Here is a 23383-nt window from a genome sequence, read left to right on the forward strand (position 1 = left end):
ATGGCGTGGAGTGGTGGCCCGGCGAGCTGGTCGGAACTGGAACGGATCTCATCGGGGCGTCCACCGGCGGGGGACGGCAACGACGCTCCGGCGTGGTCGCGGAAGCGTGAGGGGTATGTGGGGCCTCCACCCGACCTGATGACGCCGCGGTCGGATGACGGTGGTGGTGCGCTGGCCCGGACCCCGTATGCGGAGTTGCACTGTCATTCGAACTTCAGCTTCCTGGATGGGGTGAGTCATCCGGAGGAGCTGGTGGAGGAGGCGGCGCGGCTGGGGCTGGACGCGATCACGCTGACCGATCACGACGGCTTGTACGGGGCGGTGCGGTTCGCCGAGGCCGCGAAAGAGCTCGGTGTGCGGACGGGGTTCGGTGCGGAGTTGTCGCTGGGGCTGACGGGGCCGCAGAACGGGGTGGTGGATCCGGCGGGGACGCATCTTCTGGTGATCGCCCGCGGTTTGGAGGGGTATCAGCGGTTGTGCCGGACGATCTCGACCGGCCAGTTGGATGGGGAGAAGGGCGCCCCGCGGTACGAGCTGGATCAGGTGGTGGAGGACCTGCGCGGGCACGTCCAGGTCCTCACCGGGTGCCGTAAGGGCGCGGTCCGGCGCGCGCTGGCCGAGTCCGGGCCAGCGGCGGCCGCGGAGGAACTGCGGGTGCTGGTGGACCGGTTCGGGCGGGACTCGGTCGCGGTCGAGCTGATCGATCACAGCCTGCCGCTGGATTCGACGCATAACGATCTGCTGGCGGGGATGGCCGCCGAGCTGGGCCTGGCGACGGTGGCGTCGACGAACGCGCACTACGCGGCCCCGCAGGACGCGGTGTACGCGGACGCGGTCGCGGCGATTCGAGCGCGGCGGAGCATGGAGGACATGCAGGGCTGGCTCCCGGCGGCGGGGATGCAGTTCCTGCGCTCGGGGGAGGAGATGTCGGAGATCTTCGCCCGCTACCCGGGGGCGGTGCAGCGGGCGGCGCTGCTGGGGGTGGAGTGCGCGGTCGACCTCACCCTAGTGGCGCCGGAGTTGCCGCCGTTCCCGGTCCCGGACGGGCACGACGAAGCCTCCTACCTGCGCGAGCTGACCTACGCCGGCGCGCGGGAGCGCTACGGGACCCGGGACGACGCTCCGCGGGCGTACACGCAGCTGGACTACGAGCTCGAGGTGATCACCGAGCTGGGGTTTCCGGGGTATTTCCTGATCGTGTGGGACATCGTGCGGTTCGCCCGGGAGGCCGGGATCCTCTGCCAGGGCCGCGGGTCGGCGGCGAACAGCGCGGTGTGTTTCGCGTTGCGGATCACCAGCGTCGACGCCGTGCGCTACGGGCTGCTGTTCGAGCGGTTCCTCGCGCCCGAGCGCGACGGCTACCCGGACATCGACGTCGACATCGAGTCCGATCGGCGCGAGGAGGTCATCCAATACGTGTACGACACGCACGGGCGGCGCAACGCGGCGCAGGTGGCGAACGTGATCACCTATCGGGCGCCGTCGGCGATCCGGGACTCCGCCCGCGCCCTCGGGTACAGCCCGGGGCAGCAGGACGCGTTCGCCAAGGCCGCCGACCGGTGGAACAGCGTCGCCGCGACCGCCGGACAGGACGGGCACGGGATCCCGCGGGATGTGCTCGGGCTCGCGGCCCGGCTGGAGGGATTCCCGCGGCATCTCGGGATCCACTCCGGCGGCATGGTGCTGTCACGGACGCCGGTGTCGGAAGTGGTGCCGGTCGAGTGGGCCCGCATGCAGGGCCGGTCGATCCTGCAGTGGGACAAGGACGACTGCGCGGCCGCCGGTCTGGTGAAGATCGACCTGCTCGGGCTGGGGATGCTCTCGGCGCTGCACTACATGCTCGACCTGATCGCCGAGCACCACGACACCATCATCGACCTCGGGCAGATCGACCTCGCCGACCCCAAGGTGTACGACATGCTGTGCGCCGCCGACGCGATCGGGGTGTTCCAGGTGGAGAGCCGCGCCCAGCTGGGCACGCTGCCCCGGCTACGGCCACGCGAGTTCTATGACCTGGTCGTGGAGGTCGCGCTGATCCGGCCGGGCCCGATCCAGGGCGGCTCGGTGCACCCGTATCTGCGGCGCCGCCGCGGCGAGGAGGCATGGTCGCACGCCCACCCACTGCTCGCCGGGCCGCTGGACCGCACCTTGGGTGTGCCGTTGTTCCAGGAACAGGTGATGCAGATGGCCACCAGCGTCGGGTCGTTCACCGCGGCCGAAGCCGACCAGTTACGCCGCGCGATGGGCGCCAAGAGGTCGGCAGCGAAAATGGAACGGCTGAGGGACCGCTTCTACGCCGGCGCCGCAGCCAACGGGGTCACCGGCGAGCTGGCCGACACGATCTACGAGCAGATCGCGGCGTTCTCCGGGTACGGCTTCCCCGAGGCACACAGCATGTCGTTCGCGTTGCTCGTGTACGCCTCCGCCTACGTGAAGTGCTACTACCCGGCCGCGTTCACCGCCGGGCTGTTGCGCGCCCAGCCCATGGGCTTCTACTCCCCGCAGTCCCTGGTCGCCGACGCCCGCCACCACGGCGTGAAGATCCGGCGCGCCGACATCAACAGCTCCCTTGCCCACCCGACCCTCGAATCCGACCCCAACAGCACTGGCGGGGTCGCGATCCGGCTCGGCCTCGGCAGGATCCGCCACCTCGGCGACGACCCTGTCACGCGCCTGATCACCGAACGCGACCAGCACGGCCCCTTCGCCGACCTCGGCGATTTCGGCTACCGCACCGACCTCACCACCCCCGCGATGCAGGCACTCGCCACCTCCGGCGCGCTGGAATCCCTCGGCCCGGACCGCCGCCAGGCACTGTGGGCCGCCGGACCCGCCGCCGCCAGCCGCGACACCCACCTGCCCGGCATCGCCTCCGGCCTCGACGCCCCCGCCCTTCCCGGCATGACCGCCTTCGAGATCACCGCCGCCGACCTGTGGGCCACCGGCATCTCCCCGGACGAACACCCCATGCAGTACCTGCGCGAATACCTCGACGGCCGCGGCGCGCTCACCACCGCCGCCGTCACGAGGGCGGGGAACGGCGCCACGGTCTGGGTCGCTGGAGCCGTCACCCACCGCCAACGCCCCGCCACCGCCGGCGGCATCACCTTCCTCAACCTCGAAGACGAAACCGGCATGCTTAACATCGTGGTCACCCAGCGCCTCTTTCACCGGAGTAGGAGAGTGCTGCTGGCGAGCAACGCCCTGCTGATCCGCGGCATTGCGCAGGTGACCGAGGGAACGTGCACGGTGGTCGCGGATCAGGTGCAGCCGTTGGACCTGCAGGGTTTGGTGTCGAAGTCGCGTGATTTCCGGTGACCGGGGCGAACCGGGCATGGAGAACGCTGGAAGTGCCGATCCGGCCAGGCTCAGGCGCGCCGAAGCGGTGTCCGTGGGGTCATGACCTGACGGTCGGTGGGGTGCGGCTGGGCTGGTCGCAGGACTACCGGGCGCCGGAGTGGTTGTGCGAGGCCTGCCACGCTCTGACGGGCGAAGGTGGAGTCTGGGCGGTGATCGACACCGCTGTCGAGCGGCAGGTCATGGAATCCGGGGTGGACGAGTACGGTCTGCGTCTGGTCGTTCTGCCGCCGCCGGTGGCCGCCGGGGTCGGCGTCATTCAACTTCGCTTGGGGCACACGGTCTTTGGTGAGGTGCGCTTGTCGCTGTGCCCGGTCGACCGGCGCGCGATCTTCGTCCATGTCGAGGTCGAGGAGAAGCATCGACGTCGTGGCGCGGGGCGTGTGCTGGTGAATGCGGCCTTGAAGCGAGGCGCCAAGTTCGACTGGACGATGCTCCCGATCGGGCGCAACCCGGTCGCTGTCGCTTTCTGGGCCCGGGTCGGCGCAGTCGGGCCGGTGAGCCCACATCCCTGCACACATCAGGTCGAAGCGGAAGTGGTGCCTGCTGAGTCGCGATGGACGAAGTGGTGGTGAGCGGGGAAGGAATCAGCGGCAGGTTTGGTGACGTCGCATCGGTGATAGTGGTGCGCCCGGTTCCTTTCGCTGCTCCCCGGGTTCAGTGTTCCGGCAGTCGAGTGTCGTCGCCGAACCTGACGGCTTGCCACGACGAGGCCTGAGTATGAAACGAATCCGGCGGTGCTGAATCAATCTGGTGCAGTGTTTCGCGGTACGCGGGGGTGTACTTGCTGGTATTCGTAGAGAATTGTTGGATATTAGTGTTTTCGCTGGTGCCCAGGCGGGGTGGATGAGGGGCTCAACGTTGCACCCGAGTGGACGACGCGCTGTCTGCTCAATGGGGGGCAGGATTTATCGGCTACCCGGGTTCGCTGATCTCGTGTTGATCATCGCGGCCCAGGTCCGGGGTTTGTAGTGCGCAGGTCGAGGGGTGGGGTGGCCAAGTCGTGGCTCGTACCGCAACGGCGTCCGTGGCACGCTCCCTTCCTCTTGTTTCGGCGAGGACGAGCCTGCGCATTATTTCTCGGTCGGCACGAAGGAAATCTGGGAACTCCGCATTGCTGGGCTGCCGCCATCACGTAGAAGGAGTGCCGTCGGCCTGGTGATCGTGTTCCGCCACCATCAGATGACCAGTGAAAGGCGCACAATGGAGCACGCTCACGCTGCTACACGAATCAAGGACCTGCTCTCGGCGGATTTGCCGCCGGTGGCGTTGACGTTCGCTGACGCACCACCCGACGGTGTCGCGGTGTCGTCGGAAGCTGTTCCGTCGAGTTGTAACTTCTGGCGTGTCGCTGAGAAGGGGGTTTTTTACGCCGCTGCCGAACAACATTTCAACTGTCCGGTCGGGGCGATGGTGATGGGGTTCGAGTTGCCCGAGGCGACGGGTGAGCAACTCGGCGGCCTGGTGCAGTCGATGTGCGACGCCCGGTATCTCGACCCTGACGAGGCGGCGAACATTCCCTCGGTGGGCAAGAAGAGTGCGGGGATCGTGTATGGGCCGCTCGCCGAGTTTCCTGTCGAGCCCGATCTGATTCTGCTGTGGCTGACGCCAGCGCAGGCGATGATCTACAACGAGGCCGCTGGAAACGCGAAGTGGACCGCGTCGCCGATGGATGTCTCGGGCAGGCCCGGTTGTGCAGCGCTGCCGCTGGCCTTGAAGAGCCAGACGCCGCGGATGGCGCTGGGATGCATCGGTATGCGGACATTCACCGACATCGCCGACGACCGCATCCTCGCCGTCCTGCCCGGTGGGCTGGCCGAGGAGTTTGTGTCGGCGTTGGAGACGACGGTGGCCGCAAACGCCGAGATGAAGAAGTTCTACGAGACCGCGAAGGCTGGCTTTGTGTGAGCCTGAGGTCGCTGTGGTGATGCACGCGTTGTGACAACCCCTGCCGCCGGTGGTTGGACCATTCCGGTGGCAGGGGTTGTGCCCTGAACAAGGGGCTCGTACGGTCGCACACATCGAAGAATCTGGATTTAGTACATCGAGGTATCTCGATGAGGGGGTTGGCGTGACTCGAGTGGAGCGGACCGTGGTGGTCGCCCCGTCAGAGGCCGAGTGTGCCCCAATCCCGCCGTCCGGGGTTCCGCTGTGCAGCGTGCCCTTGACGACGCCGCGGCTGCCCGCCGACGAGGCCAAGCAGATCTCGGTGCTGTTCAAGGCCCTCGGGCACCCGCATCGGGTGCAGCTGGTGAATCTCCTGGCCCGCCAGAGCTCTCCTGTGTGCGTCTATGACATCACGATGGCGATGGAACTCGCGCAATCCACCGTGAGCCACCATCTCAAGCAACTCGTCTCGGCAGGGCTGCTGCGCCGCGAGCAGCGCGGGATCTGGGCGTACTACTCGGTCGATCGTGTGGCGACGGAACACCTGTCCGCGGTGATCGATTTGGATGTCGCACCGCGGCGAAACGATCGCGACGCGGCGACGCAGGAGACGGCCGCCTCGAGATCGTGACCGGACCGCAGTGTCGAGAGGGTGGGGAACCGATGGGGGACAACAAGAAACGCGTCCTGTTCACCGATGACGACACCCAGCTGTTTGCGGGCCGGGAGCGCGACATGTTCCCGGCAGCGGTGCGGGCACCGGCACTACGGCTGTTGTGGGGCTTGCTTGCGGTGGCCGCGATCTGTCTCGCGGTTCTGGGGATCGTGATCGGGCGGCTGCTGTGACGCGCACGGCGAGGTTCGCGCGGCTACGTGGCCGGGTGCCGCTGGTATTGCAGTCGAGCAACGCCGAATGCGGTCTCGCGTGCTTGTCGATGATCTTGAGTTATCACCGGCGGCACACGCCGGTGCGGGAACTGCGGGAGCTGTGCGCCCCGGGCCGGGACGGAGTCAGCGCGGGCGGGCTGCTGCGCGCCGGACGCGCCTGCGGTCTGACGATGTCGGGCTACGCCGCCTCACCCGAGGCGTTCGAGACCGTCGCATTGCCCGCGATCGCGCACTGGGAAGGCAACCATTTCGTTGTCGTGGAACGAATGTCGCCACGACGGGTCGACATCGTGGACCCCCGCCGCGGACGCCGCCGCTTGACAGCCGAAGAGTTCCGCACCGGCCTCGGCCGCGCGGTCCTCACGGCAGGCCCCGGCGACGAGTTCGAGCCGCGACCGTCGGCTGGGGAGCCCTTCTGGCGGACCTATGCCCGCTCGCTCTGGCGGCTACCCGGGACGATGGCGCTGCTGCTGCAGGTGCTCGCGGTCAGCATCGTCGCGCAGGCGCTGGTGGTGGCGATGCCGCTGGCCACCCGCACCGTCGTCGACGACCTGCCGGCGTTGCGGACCACCGACGTGCTCCCGCTGATGGGCATCGGCATCGCGGTGGTCGCCGTGGCGCAGTTGGTCAACACGTTGTTGAGATCGTCGCTGCTGGTCTATCTGCAGGGCCGCCTGGACACCGCCGCGCTGCTCGGGTTCAGCGCGCATCTGTTCCGGTTGCCGCTGCGGTTTTTCGAACAGCGCAGCACCGGCGATCTCGTCACCCGCTTCGGCAGCATCGCGATGCTGCGTGATTTGATGACCGGCCAAACCCTCGGATCCTTGCTGGACGCCGTACTGGTCCTGGCCTACCTCGGAGTGCTCGCGGCACTTGACCTGCCCGTGGCGCTGGCGGTGCTGGGTGTTCTGGCCGCGGTGGTGATGCTGCTGATCGCCACCACTCGCTCAGTCCGCGAACGGATGGCCGCTGATCTGGCCACCCAGGCCGAAACCCAGGGCTATCTCGTCGAATCCCTGGAGGGGATCGCCACCTACAAGGCCGCCGCGGCCGAAGACCGTGCCCTAGGTCGCCTGGGACATCTGCTGTCCGGCTGGATGAGCGCCACGCTCGGCCGGACCTACCTCGCCGCTGTCGTCGACGCCGTCACCACGGCGCTGCGGGTGCTGACGCCGCTGCTGGTGCTGTGGCTATGCGCGACCCGCGTGCTCGACGGCACCATGACCCCCGGCACCATGCTGGCGGTCGCCTGGCTCGCGTCGGCCATCGTGTCGCCGCTGGCGACGGTGGTGGCCAACGGGCAACGGCTGCAACTGGCCGGTGCCCAGCTGCAACGACTCGCCGACGTCCTGGACAGCCCGGCCGAACGCAGCGACCCCGCCGCTGCGGGCCACCGGCTCCGTGGCCGCATCGACCTCGAACAGGTCGGGTTCCGCTACGACCTGTTCAGCCCGCCGGTCCTGCGCGACATCAGCGTCCGTGTCGAGCCCGGCGAGAAGGTCGCCGTCGTCGGCGCCACCGGCTCCGGCAAAACCACCCTCGGCATGGTGCTGCTCGGCCTCTACACCCCCACCAGCGGGCACATCAGCTTCGACGGCATCGAAGCCGGCGACCTCGACCCCCGCGCGCTGCGAGCTCAGATCGGTGTCGTGCCACAGGAACCGTTCGTTTTCGCCGGCACCATCGCCGACAACATCACCCTGCGCGACACCACCGTTCCCGCCGGAGAGATCGAACGCGCGGCCCGGTTGGCGTGCCTGCACGAAGAGATCATCGCGATGCCGATGGGCTACGGCACTCAGCTCGCCCAGCGCGGCAGCGGTCTCTCCGGCGGGCAACGGCAACGCCTCGCCCTCGCCCGTGCTCTCGTGCGCGAACCCCAGATCCTGCTTTTGGACGAGGCCACCAGCCACCTCGACGCCGCCACCGAAGCCTGTATCCACCGCAACCTCGCCGAACTGAAATGCGTGCAGATCGTCATCGCGCACCGGCTGAGCACCGTCCGCGACGCCCACCAGATCTTCGTCCTGCACCACGGCAGCCTCGCCGAACACGGCACCCACAACGACCTGCTCGCCCACGGCGAGCACTACGCCCGGCTCGTCGCCGCGCAGATCGACCAGACATCCAACGGCCACCACGCGAGCGGCACCACCGAGCCGGCGAGCCCGGCCTCCCTGCTCACCGCCACTGCAGGCGGCGAGAACCACGCCACACCAGATGCCGAAAGGAGGTGAACACCATGGACGACACCCTCGTCACGCCCGAACTCACCGAAGCCGAACTCGACGAGATTCACGGCGGCCACAACGGCGACCCGTGCTGCACCCTGACCCCCGACGGCGGCTGCGGCTGCTGACCGGCCACACCGAGTATCGGAGGAGAACCAGGTGGCGGGCGGGCCAGTCGCTCGCTGGCCCGCCCGCCACCCGGCTATCTCACGCCCGCCACCACGGGGGCGCAACCGCCATCCTGCCGTGAAACCCGATTGGCCGCGTCACCGTTGTACGCCCGGAGCCCGGCGTGACGGTTGGCCACAGCCTGTCACGGGTTCTCGACGCTCACGCCACACCCGGCGCTGAGACCGTATCGGCATGCGACAGGAGGTGACACACATGGAGATCACGACTGCCCCACCGCAGGAACTCACCGAGACCGAACTCGACGAGATCCAGGGCGGCCAGGGCGCACAAATCTGCGCGAGCAGCGTGGACGGCGACTGCATCTGCAAGCCCGAATAGATGCCAACGTCCGCGATGAGCGCGGATGAATGAACGTGTGGTGAGCGGACCAGTCTTACCCTGGTCCGCTCACCACACCCATCTCACGCCCGCGTGAACGAGCGCAGTACGCATCTTCCCGCGAAACCCGCTCGCACCGCCGACCGAGCCCCTCAGGCCAGGAGCGAGCCGAAGATCTCCCGCCCCAGCTCGCCCGCCTCATCCATATCGAGAATCGTTCCCTGGACGTCGGGATGTGCCGTGGCCCAGTACTCGGCAGCAGCGCGGCTGCTGAAGAAGTTCACATGGCCGCAGCACACCTCCGCGGCCGGCCCCGCGTCACAGCTTGTGCCCACGAAGACCACGGCCGTCGACGGCTCGGCCCCGGGACGGCCGCCGCGTACTGCGACGACGACGTCCGCGCCGTCAGGCGCGGTCGAGACGACCTCCGCGTCCGTGGCCAGCATCGCCGGGATCCCGAGAGCGTCGACCGCGCACATCGCGAACACCGTCACCCCACCCTCCGGTGTGACCCGATGCCGGGTCGGGAGCGCCGAAAACGGATAGGCCGCGGTGATACGCCCAGCCTCGTCCAGCCGGAGAAAGTCGCCACGATGCAACGCGGCCAGCACCTGCGAGGCCGTGGTCGAGGACTCCGCCGCCACCCGCGCCAACTCGTCCGACGTCGGCGGACGCCCCGTAGCGGTGAAGGAACGCAGGACCGCCTGCTGAATCGCCCGCTGGCCCCGCTCCTCCGGGGCACGGCGCCGCTGACCAGCGGCACCCAAGATCTCGCGTAGCCGCGTCGATAGCCTCCACAGCGATGACGCGGTTCCACCCGCACGGGCGAGCGCGGCGACCAAGGCCGCCCTCGACGGCGCGGGCCGCGCCCGGCCGTCCTCGTCACGGAACAGCCGACACGACACGCTCGGCTGGGAACCTGGCGCCACGAACGGGTCAATCCCATTCACCAGCAGGGTTGGCGAACCATGCATGCCCTCCCGCTCAGCCTGGTCCTGGTCGCGGACCTGGCGGTGAACCACCCGGACGCCCTGGCGATCGCCGAGCACATCCCGCAGCGCATCGTCCAGGAGTGCAACATGTGGACAGTCCGGAACGGACAGTACGACCAATTCCATGACACCCGTCCTCTGCTTCGTGGCACGCGAGACGAATCCGATGACGACCGTAAACCTTCCCCTGACTGGAAGGTCAAGGCGTAGCATCGGCACCATGCGCATCGGCGAACTCGCCCGGACCGCCGCGGTCAGCACCAAGACGATCCGGTACTACGAGCAGGCCGGCCTGCTGCCTGAACCGCCTCGCACATCCAGCGGCTACCGCGACTACGACCCCGATACCGCGCACCGGCTCGAGTTCATCCGCACCGCCCAGACCGCAGGTCTCTCCCTGGCCGATATCCGGGACATCCTCGCCATCCGAGACACCGGCCAAGCCCCGTGCGATCGCGTCGGTGAACTCATCGATCACCATCTCGGTAACGTTCGCCGCCGCATCGCCGACCTGCGCGCGGCCGAGCAGGGCCTGAACCAGCTCAAGACGCGGGCCAGTACCTATCCCGCGGCCTCCTGCGCCAGCACCGCCGTCTGCGGCATCTTCGCCCGCTGATTCGAGCCGTCAGCGCCCGCACATGCTGCTGCCAAACGTCCTGATCGGCATCGGCCTGCTTAACCTCGTCGAAGTCGGTGCGATCGCGAGGTAGGTGACAGCATTCTCCGGCAAGAAGGTGGCGCCGAATGCCGCCGCGACGGCGATGGCGAGTATGGCGATGAAGCCAACGCACTGACCGGAGAGTGACAGCGTGGCCGGCCGGTCCGAGGTTCTCGTCGACGGTGAAGCGGCCCACCGCCTCTCCGATGACGCCGATGCTCACGCCTGGGTCGCTTTCGTGTTCGTGATCCGCGCGGCGAAGGGCCTGGCGGCTGGCGTGTAGCTGCTGTGTTGGCGGGTGACGTGATCAGCATCTGTCGTGCCGCTTCGGTGAGGCGGGCGGGCTGGTCCGCGAGTGGGCCGCCCGGCCGGAGCAGAATTTTGAGGGTTTCGAGCGGTTCGGGGACGCTGGTGTACCAGCTCCAGGTCCGGCGCGGTTCTCGTTCGAGGATGCTGGCGGAGACCAGCACGCCCAGGTGATGGCTGACCGACGGCTGGGGCATGTCGAATTCCACGGCCAGTTCGCACAAGCACGCCTCGCCACCGGCGGAGCACCGCGCCAGCGACAGCAGACGGATTCGCCCGGGTCGGACAGCGCCTTGGACAACTTCGCCGCCACCTCGACGCCCCGGATCGACGACCGCCGCAGGTTCGGCCATGCGCAGGGACACGGTGATCGGTTTCCGCTGCGCCTGTTCCCGCTCACCACGTGCCGTCACTGCGTTGTTCTGATGACGGGCATACCGATGCTCACAGGTCCTGTGTGCGAGGAGTCGGTGGTGTGCCGATCGAGCGCGGCCAGTTTCGTGTGGGCTGCTTTGAGGCTGACGGTGAGGCCGTCGATCTCTCCTCGCCATCCGTTGAGCTCGGCTTCGCGGATCCGGTCTCGGAGGTTGTTCGCGATCTCGACCAGACGGGCGCGTTGGCGAGGGTCGACGCGCAGGACCGGGCATCGGATGCACGCGTGCTCGTGCTGGCAGGAGGAGCCGTAGGGACGGCCGCAGGTGCCGAGTTCCAGCTTGCGTGCGAGGAAGTGCTGCTGGAATTCAGTCCATTCCTCGTCGGTGGGATCGCGGTACTCGTCGGCCGGCCGGATCGCGCGACGTTGGGCGAGGAATGCCCGGTAGGTGCGGACCAGGTCGTCCTGGAAGACAGCGACGTAGGCCTGGGTGGTGTCCAGGGAGGCGTGTCCGAGCAGACGTGCCGCGATGTGGACGGGGAGGCCGCTGGTGACGGCCTCGGTGGCGAAGATGCGGCGGAAGTCGTGCGGTGTGTAGGCGAGTGGGTTTCCGAGGCCGTCGCGCAGTCCGGTCAGCGCGAGAACCTCGTTGATCAGACGCCGAATGCTGGCGTCGCTGGCCACGGCTCGGCGCCAGCCACGTTGCCTCTGGAACAGGTGCGGAAGTGGCGGACTGGTGTCGCGCTGATAGGTGTCGAAGCGCGCGATGAGCGGGACGGTTCCGTCGTGACTGCTGCGCAGGCGCGTGACGATGGTGGCCAGCACACTGGCGAGTTCCGGGCTGACGAGCAGGAGCCGTTCCTCGTTGTTCTTCGACGGGACGATCTGCAGGAGCGGGACGAGCTCGCCGGTGTCGGGGAGCTGGTAGGACACGATCGCCAGCTGGGTGAGTTCGAGGAGTTCTTCGATCCTGATTCCGGTGTGGCGCAAGGTTTCGATCGCCGCCCATGCCCAGAAGCGTTCGTCCTCTCGGTGGGTTATGTTGATCTTCTCGCCAGTGGCGAGATCGCGGACGTGGACGTTCTGCGCCCACTCTCTCTGCGGGCTGGTGGGTTCGAAGCGCTGGTAAAGCCGCCCTGAAATTGTGAACTCCGTGCCCGGCGGCTGCTGCTGTGCGGTGGACAGCAGTTCCGCGGTGTCGATCATGGCGCGGTGGGCGGTGTCGACCAGGATCTGCAGGTGAGGCATCCGGTCCCGGATACGTTGGTGCATGCGGGTCCGGGCCGCGCGCTGCGCTTTGGCGAATCCGCGGCAGTCGCTCTTGCGAACCGGGCTCGGGACTGCCCATCGCGCCCAGCTCGCGTCCTCGAGGGCCCACCGTTGCAGGTCGAGGTAGAAGCCACGGACACGGCTGAGAATGGCCAAAAGGTCGGTTCGCGCACGCGTGGTGCCGTCCGGATTCGCGATGACCCTGATCCGGTCTCGCCAGGCGGACGCAACGTCCTCGGGTAATCGCAGGGTGTCTAGGCCTGGGTGGTGCTTTTCGAGGTCGCACCAGAACTGGCCGACGAGGATGGCGACCTCGCCCCGGAAGGAGTTGTAGTCCAAGGCCAGACGGCGCTCCTCGAGGTAGCGGATCAGCACGTCCCTGATCTCGCGGTTCTGCACCTGGTAGTTGTCGACGAGTTCGGTGGTCGTTCGCTGTGGGTGCAGCAGTGTGTGCGCCAGCGTGCTGTTGGGCGGGGTACCGCCGATCGTGGACAGCAGTTCCCAGCTCAGGTGCAGCCCCTGGGTCGGCTTGCCGTTCGCTCGCGGGAACGCCAGCGCCCACGCGTACATCTCCAGGACGTCGTCACCGGTGAGTGCGCTCGGTGACCGTCCCGTGTGGAGGACGATCTTGCTGAGGGCTTTCTGGGCCTGGAGTCGGTGCTTGTCCGCGACACCCCGTTGGACCGCTGCGTCGTCCAGTGCCGCGAACACTTCGGGCTCGTAGGTTCGCCGGGTGTTCTCATAGAGCTTGTTAGCGCGGTACGCGAGCAGAGTGTCGTAGCTGGGCAGCACGACCCTTCCCAGGAAGAGATGCCCGACTGCGCGGATCAGCGGACCACGAACCGCCCTCGTGAACGGACGATGGTCCGGAACGGTGGACAGCCAGCCGAGGGCGTGGTCCGCCCCGGCGTTGACCCACCGCTCCTGCCAGTTGGTCCCGGGGAAGCTCTCCAGCCACGCCAGCAGGCGTCGCATCTCGTGGAGAGTCGCCGAGTTCTCTTTCAACCCCGGGCGCCACACCAGCGACCGCTCGGGTACCAGAAGTACGTCCTCGGTGCTGAGATCACTGCCGGAACCCGATCGTGGTCGTTCCAGCAGATGCGCGAGGTCGATCATCCTGTCCCGCTTGCGCAGCTCGGCTACGTCCATCATTCGTTACCACCAAAGAGAATCGCCAGGTCTGAAGCGTCGTACGGGGCCGCAGCATCTGGCGGGGCCTGTGGCCGCTGGTCCCTTGTGGAGAGATGTTCGGCGACGCGGCGAAGGACCACGTTGTGATCTTCGATTAGGTAGATGTCCGCGGTCGTGCTCAGATGCGCGTGCCCGAGGATCGTTTGAACGTCTCGCATCGATAGCCGGGTATCTCGCGACATGCGGATCCCCGCAGTGTGGCGCAGGTCGTGCGGGGTCCAGTTCGTCCCCAGCGCAGCGTTCAAGCGGCGAAACACCGCGCGATAGGCGTCGTAGTTCAGAGGCTGCCGTCGAAGACCATCGCCGCGATCCCGACGGCGCAGCGTCTGCCACAACGGATCACCCGGCGAGAACTCACCGATTTCGGCGATGTAGAGCCGAAGCCAGACGAACGCCTCGGCGCTGACCGGAAGCCACTGCTCTGCCCGAGTTCCTTTCCGGACGACACGGACCAGCTGCTCGCCCCAGTCCAGATCTACACCCCGTACCCCCAGCAGTTCGCTGGGCCGTGCCCCGCAACTGACCGCCATCGCCACGATCGCGCGATCTCGGTTCGACCGCAGTGCCGCGAACACAGCCGCCCATTGTGGATCCGGCATGGCCCGCGGTAGCCGCTTCGGCAGCCGAGGGTTGTAGCGGATACGCGCTCCGTTCACCGGTCGCTCGCCAAGAGCCACCGGCACCCGCCGGCCGCGCCGCGCATCCAGTGGCATGGGATTGATCAATGGCCGTGACCCTTCGTCCAACCAGAACTCGTAGAAGCTCCGGATCACGGCGTTGCTGTGCCGGATGGTCCGCGCTTGGTACTGATCACCAAGGGACGCCTTGCGGGTGACCGGGTTGACCTGTCCCGCCGTCGCCGCAGACGCAGTGCGAGCACTACGGCGCGGTTTGACCGTCGCGGTCAGCCAGAGGACAAACCCGCGTGTCTCCGCCGACGTCGCACAATCCCAGGGCACGTCGACAACGAGCAGCCACCGCCACCACCGCAACAGAGCGAACGCGTAGCTGCGCACACTGCTTGCCGCGTTTCCCCGCGCGGCGAAGTCCGCCAGGAACGCCTCCACCGGCACCACGGGACTGTTCGTCGGGTCGACGACCATCCACGGCACGGCGGCCGACCACGCGACCACGCGACCCCAACGCGGCAACTCAACCAACGCCAGATCACTCTTCCCGACAGCGCCCATGCGGCCTCCAAACCTCGCCTGAGCGCAGTCTCGACGCCACTCCAGAGATCGAACGGCGACCCATCGGCGTGTCTGTTCTTAGTCCGGTCAACGGTGTGGGACCGGGAGCACAAGATCGTGCGCAGCTCACCCGCGCTGCTGGTCCACGGAGTCGTCCAATCCCATCACGGCGTCACCAGCCTCTCGGCCGACCACTTCGAACCACTCGATCTGCGCGGACTCGCCACAACATCACGCGATTTCCGTTAATGGACAACCGAGTCAAACGGACGCGTAGGGGCAAATTCATTTCATATTCTCATCGGACACTTCATTTTTGAAGCGGCGATGGGACGGGTGTCTACTTAAGGACGTGGAAGTCCGGGTGGGCGTTCCACGCTGCCATCGCCGATGAGTCAAGGTAGACGTAGTCGTTGACGTGGATGCAACGGCCCGCAGTCTCCAGCTGGCCGAGCAGGCTCGCTGAAGGTGGAGCCTGGAACTCGACGAACACCCAGCCCTGGGTTCGTTCCGCAATACACTGCGCCAGTTTGCCTAGCACAGGTCGACCAGCGAGGTCGCTGACGAAGATATGCAACATGATGTCGCAGCGCATCGTCCTGCCGTCTGCCTGCTCAAGGAGTCGGAGTTCGGCCGGGTCCGTCTCACTGTCCGGTGCGTTGAGTGAGTAGCTGTAAGGCAGCCCGTCGGAGGAATGCCAGTACTCCGGGTGGAGGGAACTCTGGTTCAAGCCTTCGGCGGTCATCTCCGCCACCACGACCGGCTCGACACGCTCGGCGGTGTACGGGCTCAAGACACACAACACAGTTCCGCCCACAGAGGGGATTAGACCACGTCGAGCCTGCCGCCGCGACCGTGATTCCACGAACATCCCTCCTCTACCACGAAGCGCGCGTTCGTTCTACCGCCCGCTCATGCCGATGAGCGAAAGTTTGCAGCGCGTCGCACGATCTGCCGCCGACTGAGTGACTCACGATGGGCAAGGTAGCGCTGTGAGCCACCGCAGCGATCCCTACGCGGGAGCTAGTACCAGTGACCTGCCCGATCGGATGGGGGATGGCTTGCAACCCTTTGTGCAGCAGTTGCCGACGTTGATCGGAGTGCTGGTCGGTGCCATAGCCACATATACGGCTACGTCGGCGGCGGAGCGGGTGCGGTGGCACCGTGCGCAAGCCGTTCGATGGGATGAGAAGAGGTTGAAAGCGTACTCAGACTACGCGGACGCCATCAAGAAGGTGATTTCGATAGCTGTCAGGTTAGCTGCATTTCACGGCATACATCCCGAAAGGGACACACTTGCTCCTACCGAAGGTCTGCCCATGCTGGCCGTGGCGGAGGAGGAGCGAACTCTCAAATTTGAGCCAGTCCTTCTGCTCGGAGGAAGCCAGGTGGTTAAGGCGGCCCGAGCCTGGCACCACAGCACATTTCGTCTACAACGCATCGCATCAGGTAAGTCGACGGACTTTTCGTGGGCGGAAGCGGTTCGTGCGGTCAGCCACACGAGACGCGAGTTCTACGAGGCAGCCAGGCGGGATCTCGGAATTCCCGACGTCGAGGGAACCGAGGTTTTTGAATGGCAGCTAGCGAAGCTGCTGCCGCTACCTGGTGACGACAGTTCTGACGAGAGACTACGTGGCTGACTTTCGCCTTCTGGGCAACTGGCCAACCCCATGACCAGATATCTGCTTATGCCGCGACGAGGATTCTTGGGCAGGCGGCTGGGCCGGCCCACGCTGTCCGGGCGCCGCAACCGCCGGGCTCGCCACCGCAGTCGAGGAAATGCCACGAGTTTGAGATTGATCATGGTGACGTCACCGTGAGACAGCCGAGAAGGCCCAGGACGCACGAGATCAACATGTCAGGAGTGATGAGACCCTGCAGGACGACGCCGTCGTTGTTAGCCGGCCCAGGGAGACGGTCCCTGTCTGACTACGGTGAGGGCGCTGCGCTCGGCGGCCGGCCAGATGTCGACCTGGTAGATGAAGTGGTCGCCGGGTGTGTCTGGGTCGGAGTCGGCGGGTGGAACTGACGGTACGTAGCAGACTCGCGCGCGGTATCGGCCAGGAGTCACGGTCACCGCGTGCTCGGGCTGCGGCGGCTGGGTGCAGTCGACGATCGAAACGGTTCCGGTCGGAACGTCGAGGTCGGCTTCCACGGCATGTTCGGCTGTGATGGTCAGTTGCGGCGGGCTGGTGTGGACCGTTAGGACCGTTTCGACAAGGTCCTCACGTGCTGTCCCCACTGAGATCGAGTGCGGTTCCAGCCCGATCCGGTGCAGCTGGACGGCGTCCTTGGTCCAGCCGCCCGCGGGTCGGTCGGGGTCCATGGCCGCGTCGCCGCGCATCGCGCGGTCGTGAGCGGCAACGTCCTGGACGTAGAACTGCCCGTATTCGGCGAACAGAACACCGTGCCGCGCTGCGATCATGGTCGCAGCATAGTGCTGCGACCATGACCGCAAGAGCTGCTCCGTAAGCCGCCGCGCACGGAGGCTGCCTGAGGAAGTGACACGGCAACTGAGACTGATCACCGTGCCACCGTCGTGGGACGGTGTCAGAACGCGAGGTCGATCAAGGTTGCATGTGCCGTGCGTTTCGGGAATCTACCGGGGAGGGAAGTCTGCGGCAGAAGAAGGGCGTTTGCTGGGGGACTGGCGGCGTTACGCTCCGGTCAGCGGCTGGCCGCCGGATCCGACCAACTGCCCGCGTCCAGCAGGGCCAGTAAGTCCTTGGCCATCTTCCTGGCGGGGCTGCCGTCCGACCAGTCGCCGGCGACGGTACGCAACACGTCCGCCGCGTCGCGATCTCGCGCTCGACCGCCTCCGTCACCTCTACGGGCCGCCCATCATCGTCCTGGAGGGTGTACCCGGGCTCGGGCGCGAAACAGCCCCACCAGTCCAACAACACTCCCAACGCCTCAATGCGTGGTTTGCCTGGCAGATCCCGGATGACCTTGAGCAGCACATGCACTGCCGGGACGGCGGCCGGGTACAGCGTCCCGCGATGGTCGTTGCCGACGGCGTCGACAAACCGGCCAACCGCCAAGGCGGCACCGTCAGCCGACACCGCCGCCGCCAGAGCCTGGACAGCGCCAGCGGCCGCCTCCGGCCGGTACCAGGCCGGCCCAGGCACTGCGGACCAATCCAGCGTCGTCCACGTGTCCATCGCACCAGCGTACGCACGACATCGCGGCTGTCAGGCATAGTGCCAGCCTCACCGTGCGGATCCCATCCCGAGTGTACGTGGGCTCGAACAACCCGCGAAGTCGGGTGACGGAGATGGGTAAATGGCGGTGAGACAAAACAGCGTTAGTGAGCGGCTCTGACGTGTTGGTGTTCCTTGGTTACGAGGCGTCTGTGTTGTGCGGTTCCGGAGGGGGGAGCGACTTCACGCTGTTGCGCGTGAACTCCAGGAGCTCGCTGGGCCATCCCCTGCTGAAGTTCGCGCCGATGAAGTCAGGCGGCCGGAAGAAGGATGTGGCGGTGAAGCTGGCGGTGTCCAGGAATGCAGAATTGGCGAAAGACGGCGCATGCCGCTGAAATTCCGCGTGGTCGAATTGGGTCGAGTGGGTGAAGGTCGCTCCTGCGAAGGTGGGGCCAGACGCGAACGTTGTGCCGGTGAAACTTGCATCCTTGTCGAACGTTGCTGTGTCGAAAACTGCTGTTTCCCCTCGGAAGCTGGCTCTGTCGAACTTGGCGTTGTGGCCGAACGTCGTGTGGTCGAACCATGCGACGCTGTGGAAAACGGCGGCAACGAAGTTCGCTGGGGCGGTGAACGTCGCATCGCTGAAACGGGCGTCGCGGTCAAATGTCGTGATATCGAACCTGGCCGGGCCGGCGAAGGTAACTTTGTCGAACCTGGCCTGCGCGACGTGACAATTGGTGAGCTTCCACTCGATCAGTGTGGCCCCGGTCAGGTCGAGGTCGATATCGGGCCAAAATGTGACGTCCGGGTTGTCCGAGCGGCTGCCGGGCTGGAGGTGCGTGGCGAGGATGCGTTGCGCCGCGAGGCGGACCTCTCGCTCTTGAATGCGTTCTTTGTGGTCCTGGAGCTGGGCGTTGAGGGTCTGACTATCGCGCTCGTCGTCGGTGGGTGGGTCGCCGGGGAGTGTGAAGGGCATGCGCAGGTAGGCGCAGATGACGTTGACGACCGTTTGTCTGAGGTGTGGTCGGTCGGGGTTGTCCTGGGCGAGGCGTTCGAAGGCGTACAGGCCACCGAGGCGAACTGGTGCTTTGTCCGATCCGAGCTGTTCGGAGGCTTTCGTGTACAGCTCGGTGACGCGGCGTGCCGCGGCGTCCTCGGCCGTGGTGTGCGCTACCTGCTCCTGGAGCTCGAGGGCGCGTTCGCGGTTGTCCAGGTCGGCCTCGGTCGCACGTTGGCGGCGTAGCGCCAGGTACAGGCCGAAGGCGCCGCCCAATCCGATACCGATGCTCAGCCCGACCTTGATCGCATCGAGTCGTGCTGATGCGAGGTCTTTGCCACTCAGGCCCGGGGTGGTGAACAGGAGCATCGCGATCGTCGCCGATGCCGCGAGCAGCAGGCCGAGCATGAATCCGAGCAGGATCTTCCACCACGCGATCGGTTCAAGGACCGGCCTTGCGGTGGGGGTCCCGCCTTGAGGAGGCAACGGTTTCCAGGTCACGGGGGCATAGTCTTCCGATCGGCGCATGTTGTGACAACAACCCCCAGGCCGCGGCCGGCGGCCGGCGGCCGCGGTCGAAGTCGAACCGGTATAGGTGTGAGGCTCGCTGGGAGCACAGGGACACGGGGCTGGCTGCCGTGCGCCGTCACGCATCCAGGCGTTCTCGTGATCCGGCGACCGGGCGCGGAACACGTCATTTCGGCCGGCGGCGTAGGTTCGGCAGCGGGTGACGTTCGGCCGTTACACAGTGTCCGGTACCGAACGGAACCTAGGTTCACCCTGGTGCGGAGGTGGCGGGCGCGGAGCGCATACTCCGGGAATGCCTGCTGTGCCCGCTCGTGACCCGATCGCAGGCGGCGACTATGTCGTGCGGTCTGCGGTGCGGCACGGGCGGTGCCTCAACGGTCACGTCCTCGACGTTGCCGGACACGGCCGCGGCTGGAATCAGACACTGGATCTGCCGACCGGCCGGTGCGAATTGTGTGTTCGGTTGGGCCTGCCTCGGGCGGAGTGGCTCGAAGTCGATCTCCGGCCGCGAGACGGGATGTCGGCGACGTCGGCCGGGCTGCACCTAGCCGTGCGGCCTCCGTTCGTGCGCGCCGGAATCGAGCAGATCATGCTGCAGCTACGGGATGTCACCATCGCCGATCTCGACATGCAGATGTGCAGTGCGTGCAAGGTCGGGGTCGTGGAACACGTCCGCGTCGACGACCGGTACCTGCGACAAGGGTTCGGGACCGTGCTGGTGACCGCCGCGCTGGAGCGCGGCCAGGGCTACCGATGGTCGACCACGGCGATCACCGACACTGCGGCGGCGGGAGCGTTCTGGGCAGCACAGCAACTGCCGGACGGCACGACACTCGGAGCTCCAGAACGGTGCACTCACATGCTCGAAGCATCAGAATTCGCGTGATCGAGCACTGTTCCAGCCCGCGTTAACGACAGGCGGAACCGACAGCGCCGAGGGAATTGCGCGCCGCGGAGCCACAGCGGACGGGGGAAGCTAACACGATGGAACCGGCGACACCGGCCCAGGCGCGGTCCCTGCTGTCGCCGTGCGGCCGCCGTGGTCACCGCTCCCATCGTCGGGTACCTGATTGGCGGGGGCATGTATCGGCCCACGCACGTCGTCGTGCTCTTCTGGTCTGGACGAGTTCACCGGTCCGGTGTGTCCGTGCGCTCGAGCGCGTACCCGATCTCGTACAGGTGGGCTGGCAACGCAGTCTCGTTGACCTCGCAGATCCGTCCGTCCGGGCTGCGGGCGATCCGCCGCAGTCGCAGCCGCTGGCGACATCCTCGGCCCGGTAGGCATGGCGGCGGCCGTCGCCGCCGTAATGCCTGATTACCATCCGTGTCCGTCTCGTGCTGTTGGTCATCACGGTGCCGCCACCTTGTCCCATCGTGGCCCTGGAGGAAGGACACAGCGGCCTGCGGGCGTGCCTCTAGGCTGAGGGACGACTCACGCCACGAGTCCGGGGTGATCGACTCCATTACAGCCGTCGATAGGAACTGAGCGAGAGCAGGGCATGACTATCACCAGCCGCCGTCACCTGGCCGCGACGATCGCGGGCTGCGGGCTCGTTCTTGTCGCGTGCTCCGGAACGAACTCCCGCACACCGTCGCCGGTTCCCTCCCCGTCCGCCGGCGCCTCACCGAGCTCGCAGACCACGTCGGCGGGGGTGTTCGCTGGTCTCAGGGCCTGCGACCTTCTCTCGCCCATCACGAGCGCACAGGGCTTCCGCGACGCCACAGAAGTGACGTACGAGAGCGACAACGGCTGTCAGACACTGAAGCCACGCTATGGATCCGTCAGTGCTTACCTGGTCGACAACGCGGGAATCGACCAGTACAACACGAACGAGGGGACCCAAAGCCCAACCACGATCTCGGGCCGAGCCGCTGTGGAGATCTCAGGCTTCGGCGGATCCACCAGCGCATGCCTCATCGGGATATCCGTGACGGCGACGGCGCGCGCATCGGTCAGCCTCACTCTGTCCAGCGGAACGAACGAGCAGGCCTGCAGCGAGGTGCGCCCCATCGCGGAAAAGATCGCTGCACAGCTACCCCAAGGACACTGACGGGGAGACTTCGCCATGGCAGAAAACCACGACCAGACCGACTCCGGCCGCTTGAAGGAGCGCGATGTCCGAGCACACTCTGTCTAATCTGTTGCAGCACGCGGCGCGCAGAGTCCGCGACGATGGTCACTTCGAGGTACAGGCCGTGCTGGCCGGTGCCGCGCCACGGTCGATCGACGTCGGCCCGATCGCGGACCTGCTGACCGCCGCCGCCAACGACATCGCGCCGTACGAGGGCCGCGGCTGGGACGAGGCGAAGATCCTCACCCAGGTGTCCCAGACGCACTGGGCCGCCGTCGCGCTCGCCCGGTCGATTGCTGACCCGGAGTCCGCCCGGCGACCGTAAGAATCCCGGGCGTGATGGCCACGCGGGGCCGGTCCACCCCGGACCGGTCGGACCGTCCGCGTGCTGCGGGAACGGTAGGGACAGGCGCACCACGAGCAGCTCTGATCATCGCGTTCAGCGCAATCACGCATCCGCTGCTGCTCGCGGCGACCGGGGCCACCGCGGCGGCGTGGGAAGATCTGCGGACCTGCCGGGCCAGCGTGCGCCTGGCCCGCGCGCTCGGGGAATGCTGGCAAGGTCGGCACCCCTCTCACACCTATCGCCCGGCCTCGACCCGCCGCTGTCGCCGGTCGCCGGACTCCAGGCCGGGTTCCGGTCGACCGGCCTGCGACGGGCAGGATGTGGACGGTCTCGGGCACCAAGGCCCGCGCTGGTGGGTGAGGATCCTCTGGTGTCCGACCAACCTGCGGGTATCGGGGGACCGTGAGGTGACAGTCGCGCCACTAGGCGTTCCTCCTCGCTACGTCGTTCTCAGCGCGGTTTCCGCTGCTGCTGCCGCTCGGGTTCCGGGTTCGCGGGATGCCCGATGCTCATTGCTGGCGCTGAAAGGGACGCAGCGGCGAGAACGACGCAGACGACATCGCACCCTTGTCGTAAACGTAGTTGAATGCACGGAATGACACTTACTAAGGTGCTAATGACGGAATCGGATTCCGTCATTAGTACCGCAGTAAGGAAACTAGCGCAGTATTGCGTACTGCCGGAACGTGCGTCTGTACAGTTCTGATGAGCTACACTGTGACTGTCGTCTTCAGTGCAACAATGATGATGAAACGTTGAAAACCCGACAATGAACTTGTGTCGGCGACGGACTGTCGACGACACAAGACGAGGCAGAAGGCCTCGTGGCCCCGCTCCTACGGGGCCACGAAACCGTCTTCTACCTGGTTAAACGAACCAGCGTCGCAGCTCCTGGAGGACGCGCAGGACGAGGGTTCCGCACTGCAGCACGGGTCTGACCCAGCCGAAGCGATCGGACGGGTCGGGCCCGTGTCCACGATCTGAACGTGACATAACTGCCCCCTTTCAGGGTTCTTGGATTGACCGGGATCTCGAAAGATCGAGCCTCGGCAACGGGGTAGACCCCGAAAACGGGGCCCCGTTTGCATGCTACCTCGCGCGCCGCATTTACGGAGCAAAGTCCTTCACTTTATCGCCCGTCTCGACCCATCCGGTGGGGACTTGGTGGCGGGGCGAGGCTTTTACGGCACTGGGTCACAGATGGCGGATCACCGTGTTGGCGAGCGCCGCGATGGCCCGCTCGTCACGGCGGTAATAGGTGTAGCGGCCGTGGTGACCGCGGCGACCGGTGTTGATGCACAGTCCCGCGTCGACCAGGACCCGATCGGCGCGAACAGCGATACCGACGGCGCGGACCCCGCACGGTCGGCGGGCGCCGCCGAGACCGGCCAGAACCATCCCGAGCAACTCGCCGATCTCCTCGCCGCCTACCAGCGGCGGCTCCAACC

Annotated in this window: 20 protein-coding genes and 1 pseudogene; 13 read left to right on the forward strand and 8 right to left on the reverse strand. The window is 66.7% G+C overall.

The annotated features are described in order from the left end of the window. From ACOCEP_RS27820 to ACOCEP_RS27850, 7 genes are all read left to right on the forward strand, one after another. Positions 1-3318: an error-prone DNA polymerase gene (locus tag ACOCEP_RS27820; protein WP_482331987.1), complete on the forward strand. Its 3318-nt coding sequence runs from the start codon at positions 1-3 to the stop codon at positions 3316-3318. A gap of 191 nt (positions 3319-3509) precedes the next feature. Beyond that, positions 3510-3932 carry a GNAT family N-acetyltransferase gene (locus ACOCEP_RS27825; RefSeq protein ID WP_482331988.1) on the forward strand — a complete coding sequence of 141 codons (423 nt, stop codon included), beginning with the start codon at positions 3510-3512 and terminating at the stop codon, positions 3930-3932. A gap of 583 nt (positions 3933-4515) precedes the next feature. Next, on the forward strand, positions 4516-5265 hold the full coding sequence (locus ACOCEP_RS27830) for a DUF169 domain-containing protein (protein ID WP_482331989.1): 750 nt from the start codon (positions 4516-4518) through the stop codon (positions 5263-5265). Between the two features lie 250 nt (positions 5266-5515). Beyond that, complete coding sequence (locus ACOCEP_RS27835; RefSeq protein WP_482331990.1) at positions 5516-5875, forward strand: ArsR/SmtB family transcription factor; 360 nt, start codon at positions 5516-5518, stop codon at positions 5873-5875. Positions 5876-5907: 32 nt separating this feature from the next. After that, positions 5908-6090: a hypothetical protein gene (locus ACOCEP_RS27840; protein ID WP_482331991.1), complete on the forward strand. Its 183-nt coding sequence runs from the start codon at positions 5908-5910 to the stop codon at positions 6088-6090. Positions 6091-6125: 35 nt separating this feature from the next. Further along, positions 6126-8369, forward strand: coding sequence for a peptidase domain-containing ABC transporter (locus ACOCEP_RS27845; RefSeq protein WP_482331993.1), 2244 nt, complete (start codon positions 6126-6128; stop codon positions 8367-8369). 378 nt (positions 8370-8747) lie between these two features. Then, positions 8748-8873 carry a bacteriocin gene (locus ACOCEP_RS27850; RefSeq protein WP_465481598.1) on the forward strand — a complete coding sequence of 42 codons (126 nt, stop codon included), beginning with the start codon at positions 8748-8750 and terminating at the stop codon, positions 8871-8873. A 152-nt stretch (positions 8874-9025) separates the two neighbouring features. On the opposite strand, the gene ACOCEP_RS27855 is transcribed toward ACOCEP_RS27850, so the two are convergent. After that, positions 9026-9991, reverse strand: a complete 966-nt coding sequence (locus tag ACOCEP_RS27855; RefSeq protein WP_482331994.1) for an alkylmercury lyase family protein — start codon at positions 9989-9991, stop codon at positions 9026-9028. A 94-nt stretch (positions 9992-10085) separates the two neighbouring features. Between ACOCEP_RS27855 and ACOCEP_RS27860 the strand changes: the two genes are divergently transcribed. Together ACOCEP_RS27860 and ACOCEP_RS27865 are read left to right on the forward strand one after the other, a co-directional pair. Further along, a complete protein-coding gene (locus ACOCEP_RS27860; protein ID WP_465481596.1) occupies positions 10086-10481 on the forward strand; it encodes a heavy metal-responsive transcriptional regulator in 396 nt (131 codons plus the stop codon). 193 nt (positions 10482-10674) lie between these two features. After that, entirely contained in the window at positions 10675-10806 is a 132-nt protein-coding gene (locus ACOCEP_RS27865; protein WP_482339911.1) for a hypothetical protein, read from the forward strand. Positions 10807-10990: 184 nt separating this feature from the next. Here ACOCEP_RS27865 and ACOCEP_RS27870 read toward each other — a convergent pair. The 4 genes and pseudogenes from ACOCEP_RS27870 to ACOCEP_RS27885 form a co-directional block, all read right to left on the reverse strand. After that, positions 10991-11182: pseudogene (locus ACOCEP_RS27870) on the reverse strand (ArsR/SmtB family transcription factor); the annotation flags it as partial. A gap of 56 nt (positions 11183-11238) precedes the next feature. Then, entirely contained in the window at positions 11239-13623 is a 2385-nt protein-coding gene (locus tag ACOCEP_RS27875) for a tyrosine-type recombinase/integrase (protein WP_482331995.1), read from the reverse strand. Continuing rightward, positions 13620-14852, reverse strand: a complete 1233-nt coding sequence (locus ACOCEP_RS27880; protein ID WP_482331996.1) for a tyrosine-type recombinase/integrase — start codon at positions 14850-14852, stop codon at positions 13620-13622. Before ACOCEP_RS27880 ends, ACOCEP_RS27875 begins: the two co-directional genes overlap by 4 nt. Before the next feature lie 340 nt (positions 14853-15192). Continuing rightward, positions 15193-15645, reverse strand: a complete 453-nt coding sequence (locus ACOCEP_RS27885) for a hypothetical protein (protein WP_482331997.1) — start codon at positions 15643-15645, stop codon at positions 15193-15195. Between the two features lie 199 nt (positions 15646-15844). Between ACOCEP_RS27885 and ACOCEP_RS27890 the strand changes: the two genes are divergently transcribed. Next, positions 15845-16492, forward strand: a complete 648-nt coding sequence (locus ACOCEP_RS27890; RefSeq protein WP_482331998.1) for a hypothetical protein — start codon at positions 15845-15847, stop codon at positions 16490-16492. Positions 16493-16749: 257 nt separating this feature from the next. Here the strand turns inward: ACOCEP_RS27890 and ACOCEP_RS27895 are convergent, their stop codons facing one another. Together ACOCEP_RS27895 and ACOCEP_RS27900 are read right to left on the reverse strand one after the other, a co-directional pair. Next, positions 16750-17277, reverse strand: a complete 528-nt coding sequence (locus ACOCEP_RS27895; RefSeq protein WP_482331999.1) for a hypothetical protein — start codon at positions 17275-17277, stop codon at positions 16750-16752. A gap of 914 nt (positions 17278-18191) precedes the next feature. Beyond that, entirely contained in the window at positions 18192-19490 is a 1299-nt protein-coding gene (locus tag ACOCEP_RS27900; protein ID WP_482332000.1) for a pentapeptide repeat-containing protein, read from the reverse strand. 319 nt (positions 19491-19809) lie between these two features. On the opposite strand from ACOCEP_RS27900, the gene ACOCEP_RS27905 reads away from it, so the two are divergent. The 3 genes from ACOCEP_RS27905 to ACOCEP_RS27915 all read left to right on the forward strand — a co-directional run bounded on the left by ACOCEP_RS27905 (position 19810) and on the right by ACOCEP_RS27915 (position 21914). Next, the gene (locus ACOCEP_RS27905; protein WP_482332002.1) at positions 19810-20403 is read left to right on the forward strand and encodes a hypothetical protein; all 594 of its coding nucleotides are present in this window, start codon (positions 19810-19812) and stop codon (positions 20401-20403) included. Positions 20404-21016: 613 nt separating this feature from the next. After that, positions 21017-21568, forward strand: coding sequence for a DUF3558 family protein (locus tag ACOCEP_RS27910; RefSeq protein ID WP_482332003.1), 552 nt, complete (start codon positions 21017-21019; stop codon positions 21566-21568). A gap of 64 nt (positions 21569-21632) precedes the next feature. Then, on the forward strand, positions 21633-21914 hold the full coding sequence (locus ACOCEP_RS27915; protein WP_482332004.1) for a hypothetical protein: 282 nt from the start codon (positions 21633-21635) through the stop codon (positions 21912-21914). 1215 nt (positions 21915-23129) lie between these two features. Here the strand turns inward: ACOCEP_RS27915 and ACOCEP_RS27920 are convergent. Beyond that, positions 23130-23381, reverse strand: a complete 252-nt coding sequence (locus tag ACOCEP_RS27920; protein WP_482332006.1) for a hypothetical protein — start codon at positions 23379-23381, stop codon at positions 23130-23132. Between the last annotated feature and the right edge of the window lie 2 nt (positions 23382-23383).

The sequence above is a fragment of the Amycolatopsis sp. CA-211722 genome (genome assembly GCF_056828465.1).

Bases quoted from the DNA above. Each gene is read 5' to 3' on its own strand.
- ACOCEP_RS27860 (WP_465481596.1), top strand. From the start codon at position 10,086: ATGCGCATCGGCGAACTCGCCCGGACCGCCGCGGTCAGCACCAAGACG.
- ACOCEP_RS27895 (WP_482331999.1), bottom strand. From the start codon at position 17,277: ATGATCGCAGCGCGGCACGGTGTTCTGTTCGCCGAATACGGGCAGTTC.
- ACOCEP_RS27915 (WP_482332004.1), top strand. From the start codon at position 21,633: ATGTCCGAGCACACTCTGTCTAATCTGTTGCAGCACGCGGCGCGCAGA.
- ACOCEP_RS27875 (WP_482331995.1), bottom strand. From the start codon at position 13,623: ATGATGGACGTAGCCGAGCTGCGCAAGCGGGACAGGATGATCGACCTC.
- ACOCEP_RS27855 (WP_482331994.1), bottom strand. From the start codon at position 9,991: ATGGAATTGGTCGTACTGTCCGTTCCGGACTGTCCACATGTTGCACTC.
- ACOCEP_RS27850 (WP_465481598.1), top strand. From the start codon at position 8,748: ATGGAGATCACGACTGCCCCACCGCAGGAACTCACCGAGACCGAACTC.
- ACOCEP_RS27840 (WP_482331991.1), top strand. From the start codon at position 5,908: ATGGGGGACAACAAGAAACGCGTCCTGTTCACCGATGACGACACCCAG.
- ACOCEP_RS27910 (WP_482332003.1), top strand. From the start codon at position 21,017: ATGACTATCACCAGCCGCCGTCACCTGGCCGCGACGATCGCGGGCTGC.
- ACOCEP_RS27820 (WP_482331987.1), top strand. From the start codon at position 1: ATGGCGTGGAGTGGTGGCCCGGCGAGCTGGTCGGAACTGGAACGGATC.
- ACOCEP_RS27905 (WP_482332002.1), top strand. From the start codon at position 19,810: ATGCCTGCTGTGCCCGCTCGTGACCCGATCGCAGGCGGCGACTATGTC.
- ACOCEP_RS27880 (WP_482331996.1), bottom strand. From the start codon at position 14,852: ATGGGCGCTGTCGGGAAGAGTGATCTGGCGTTGGTTGAGTTGCCGCGT.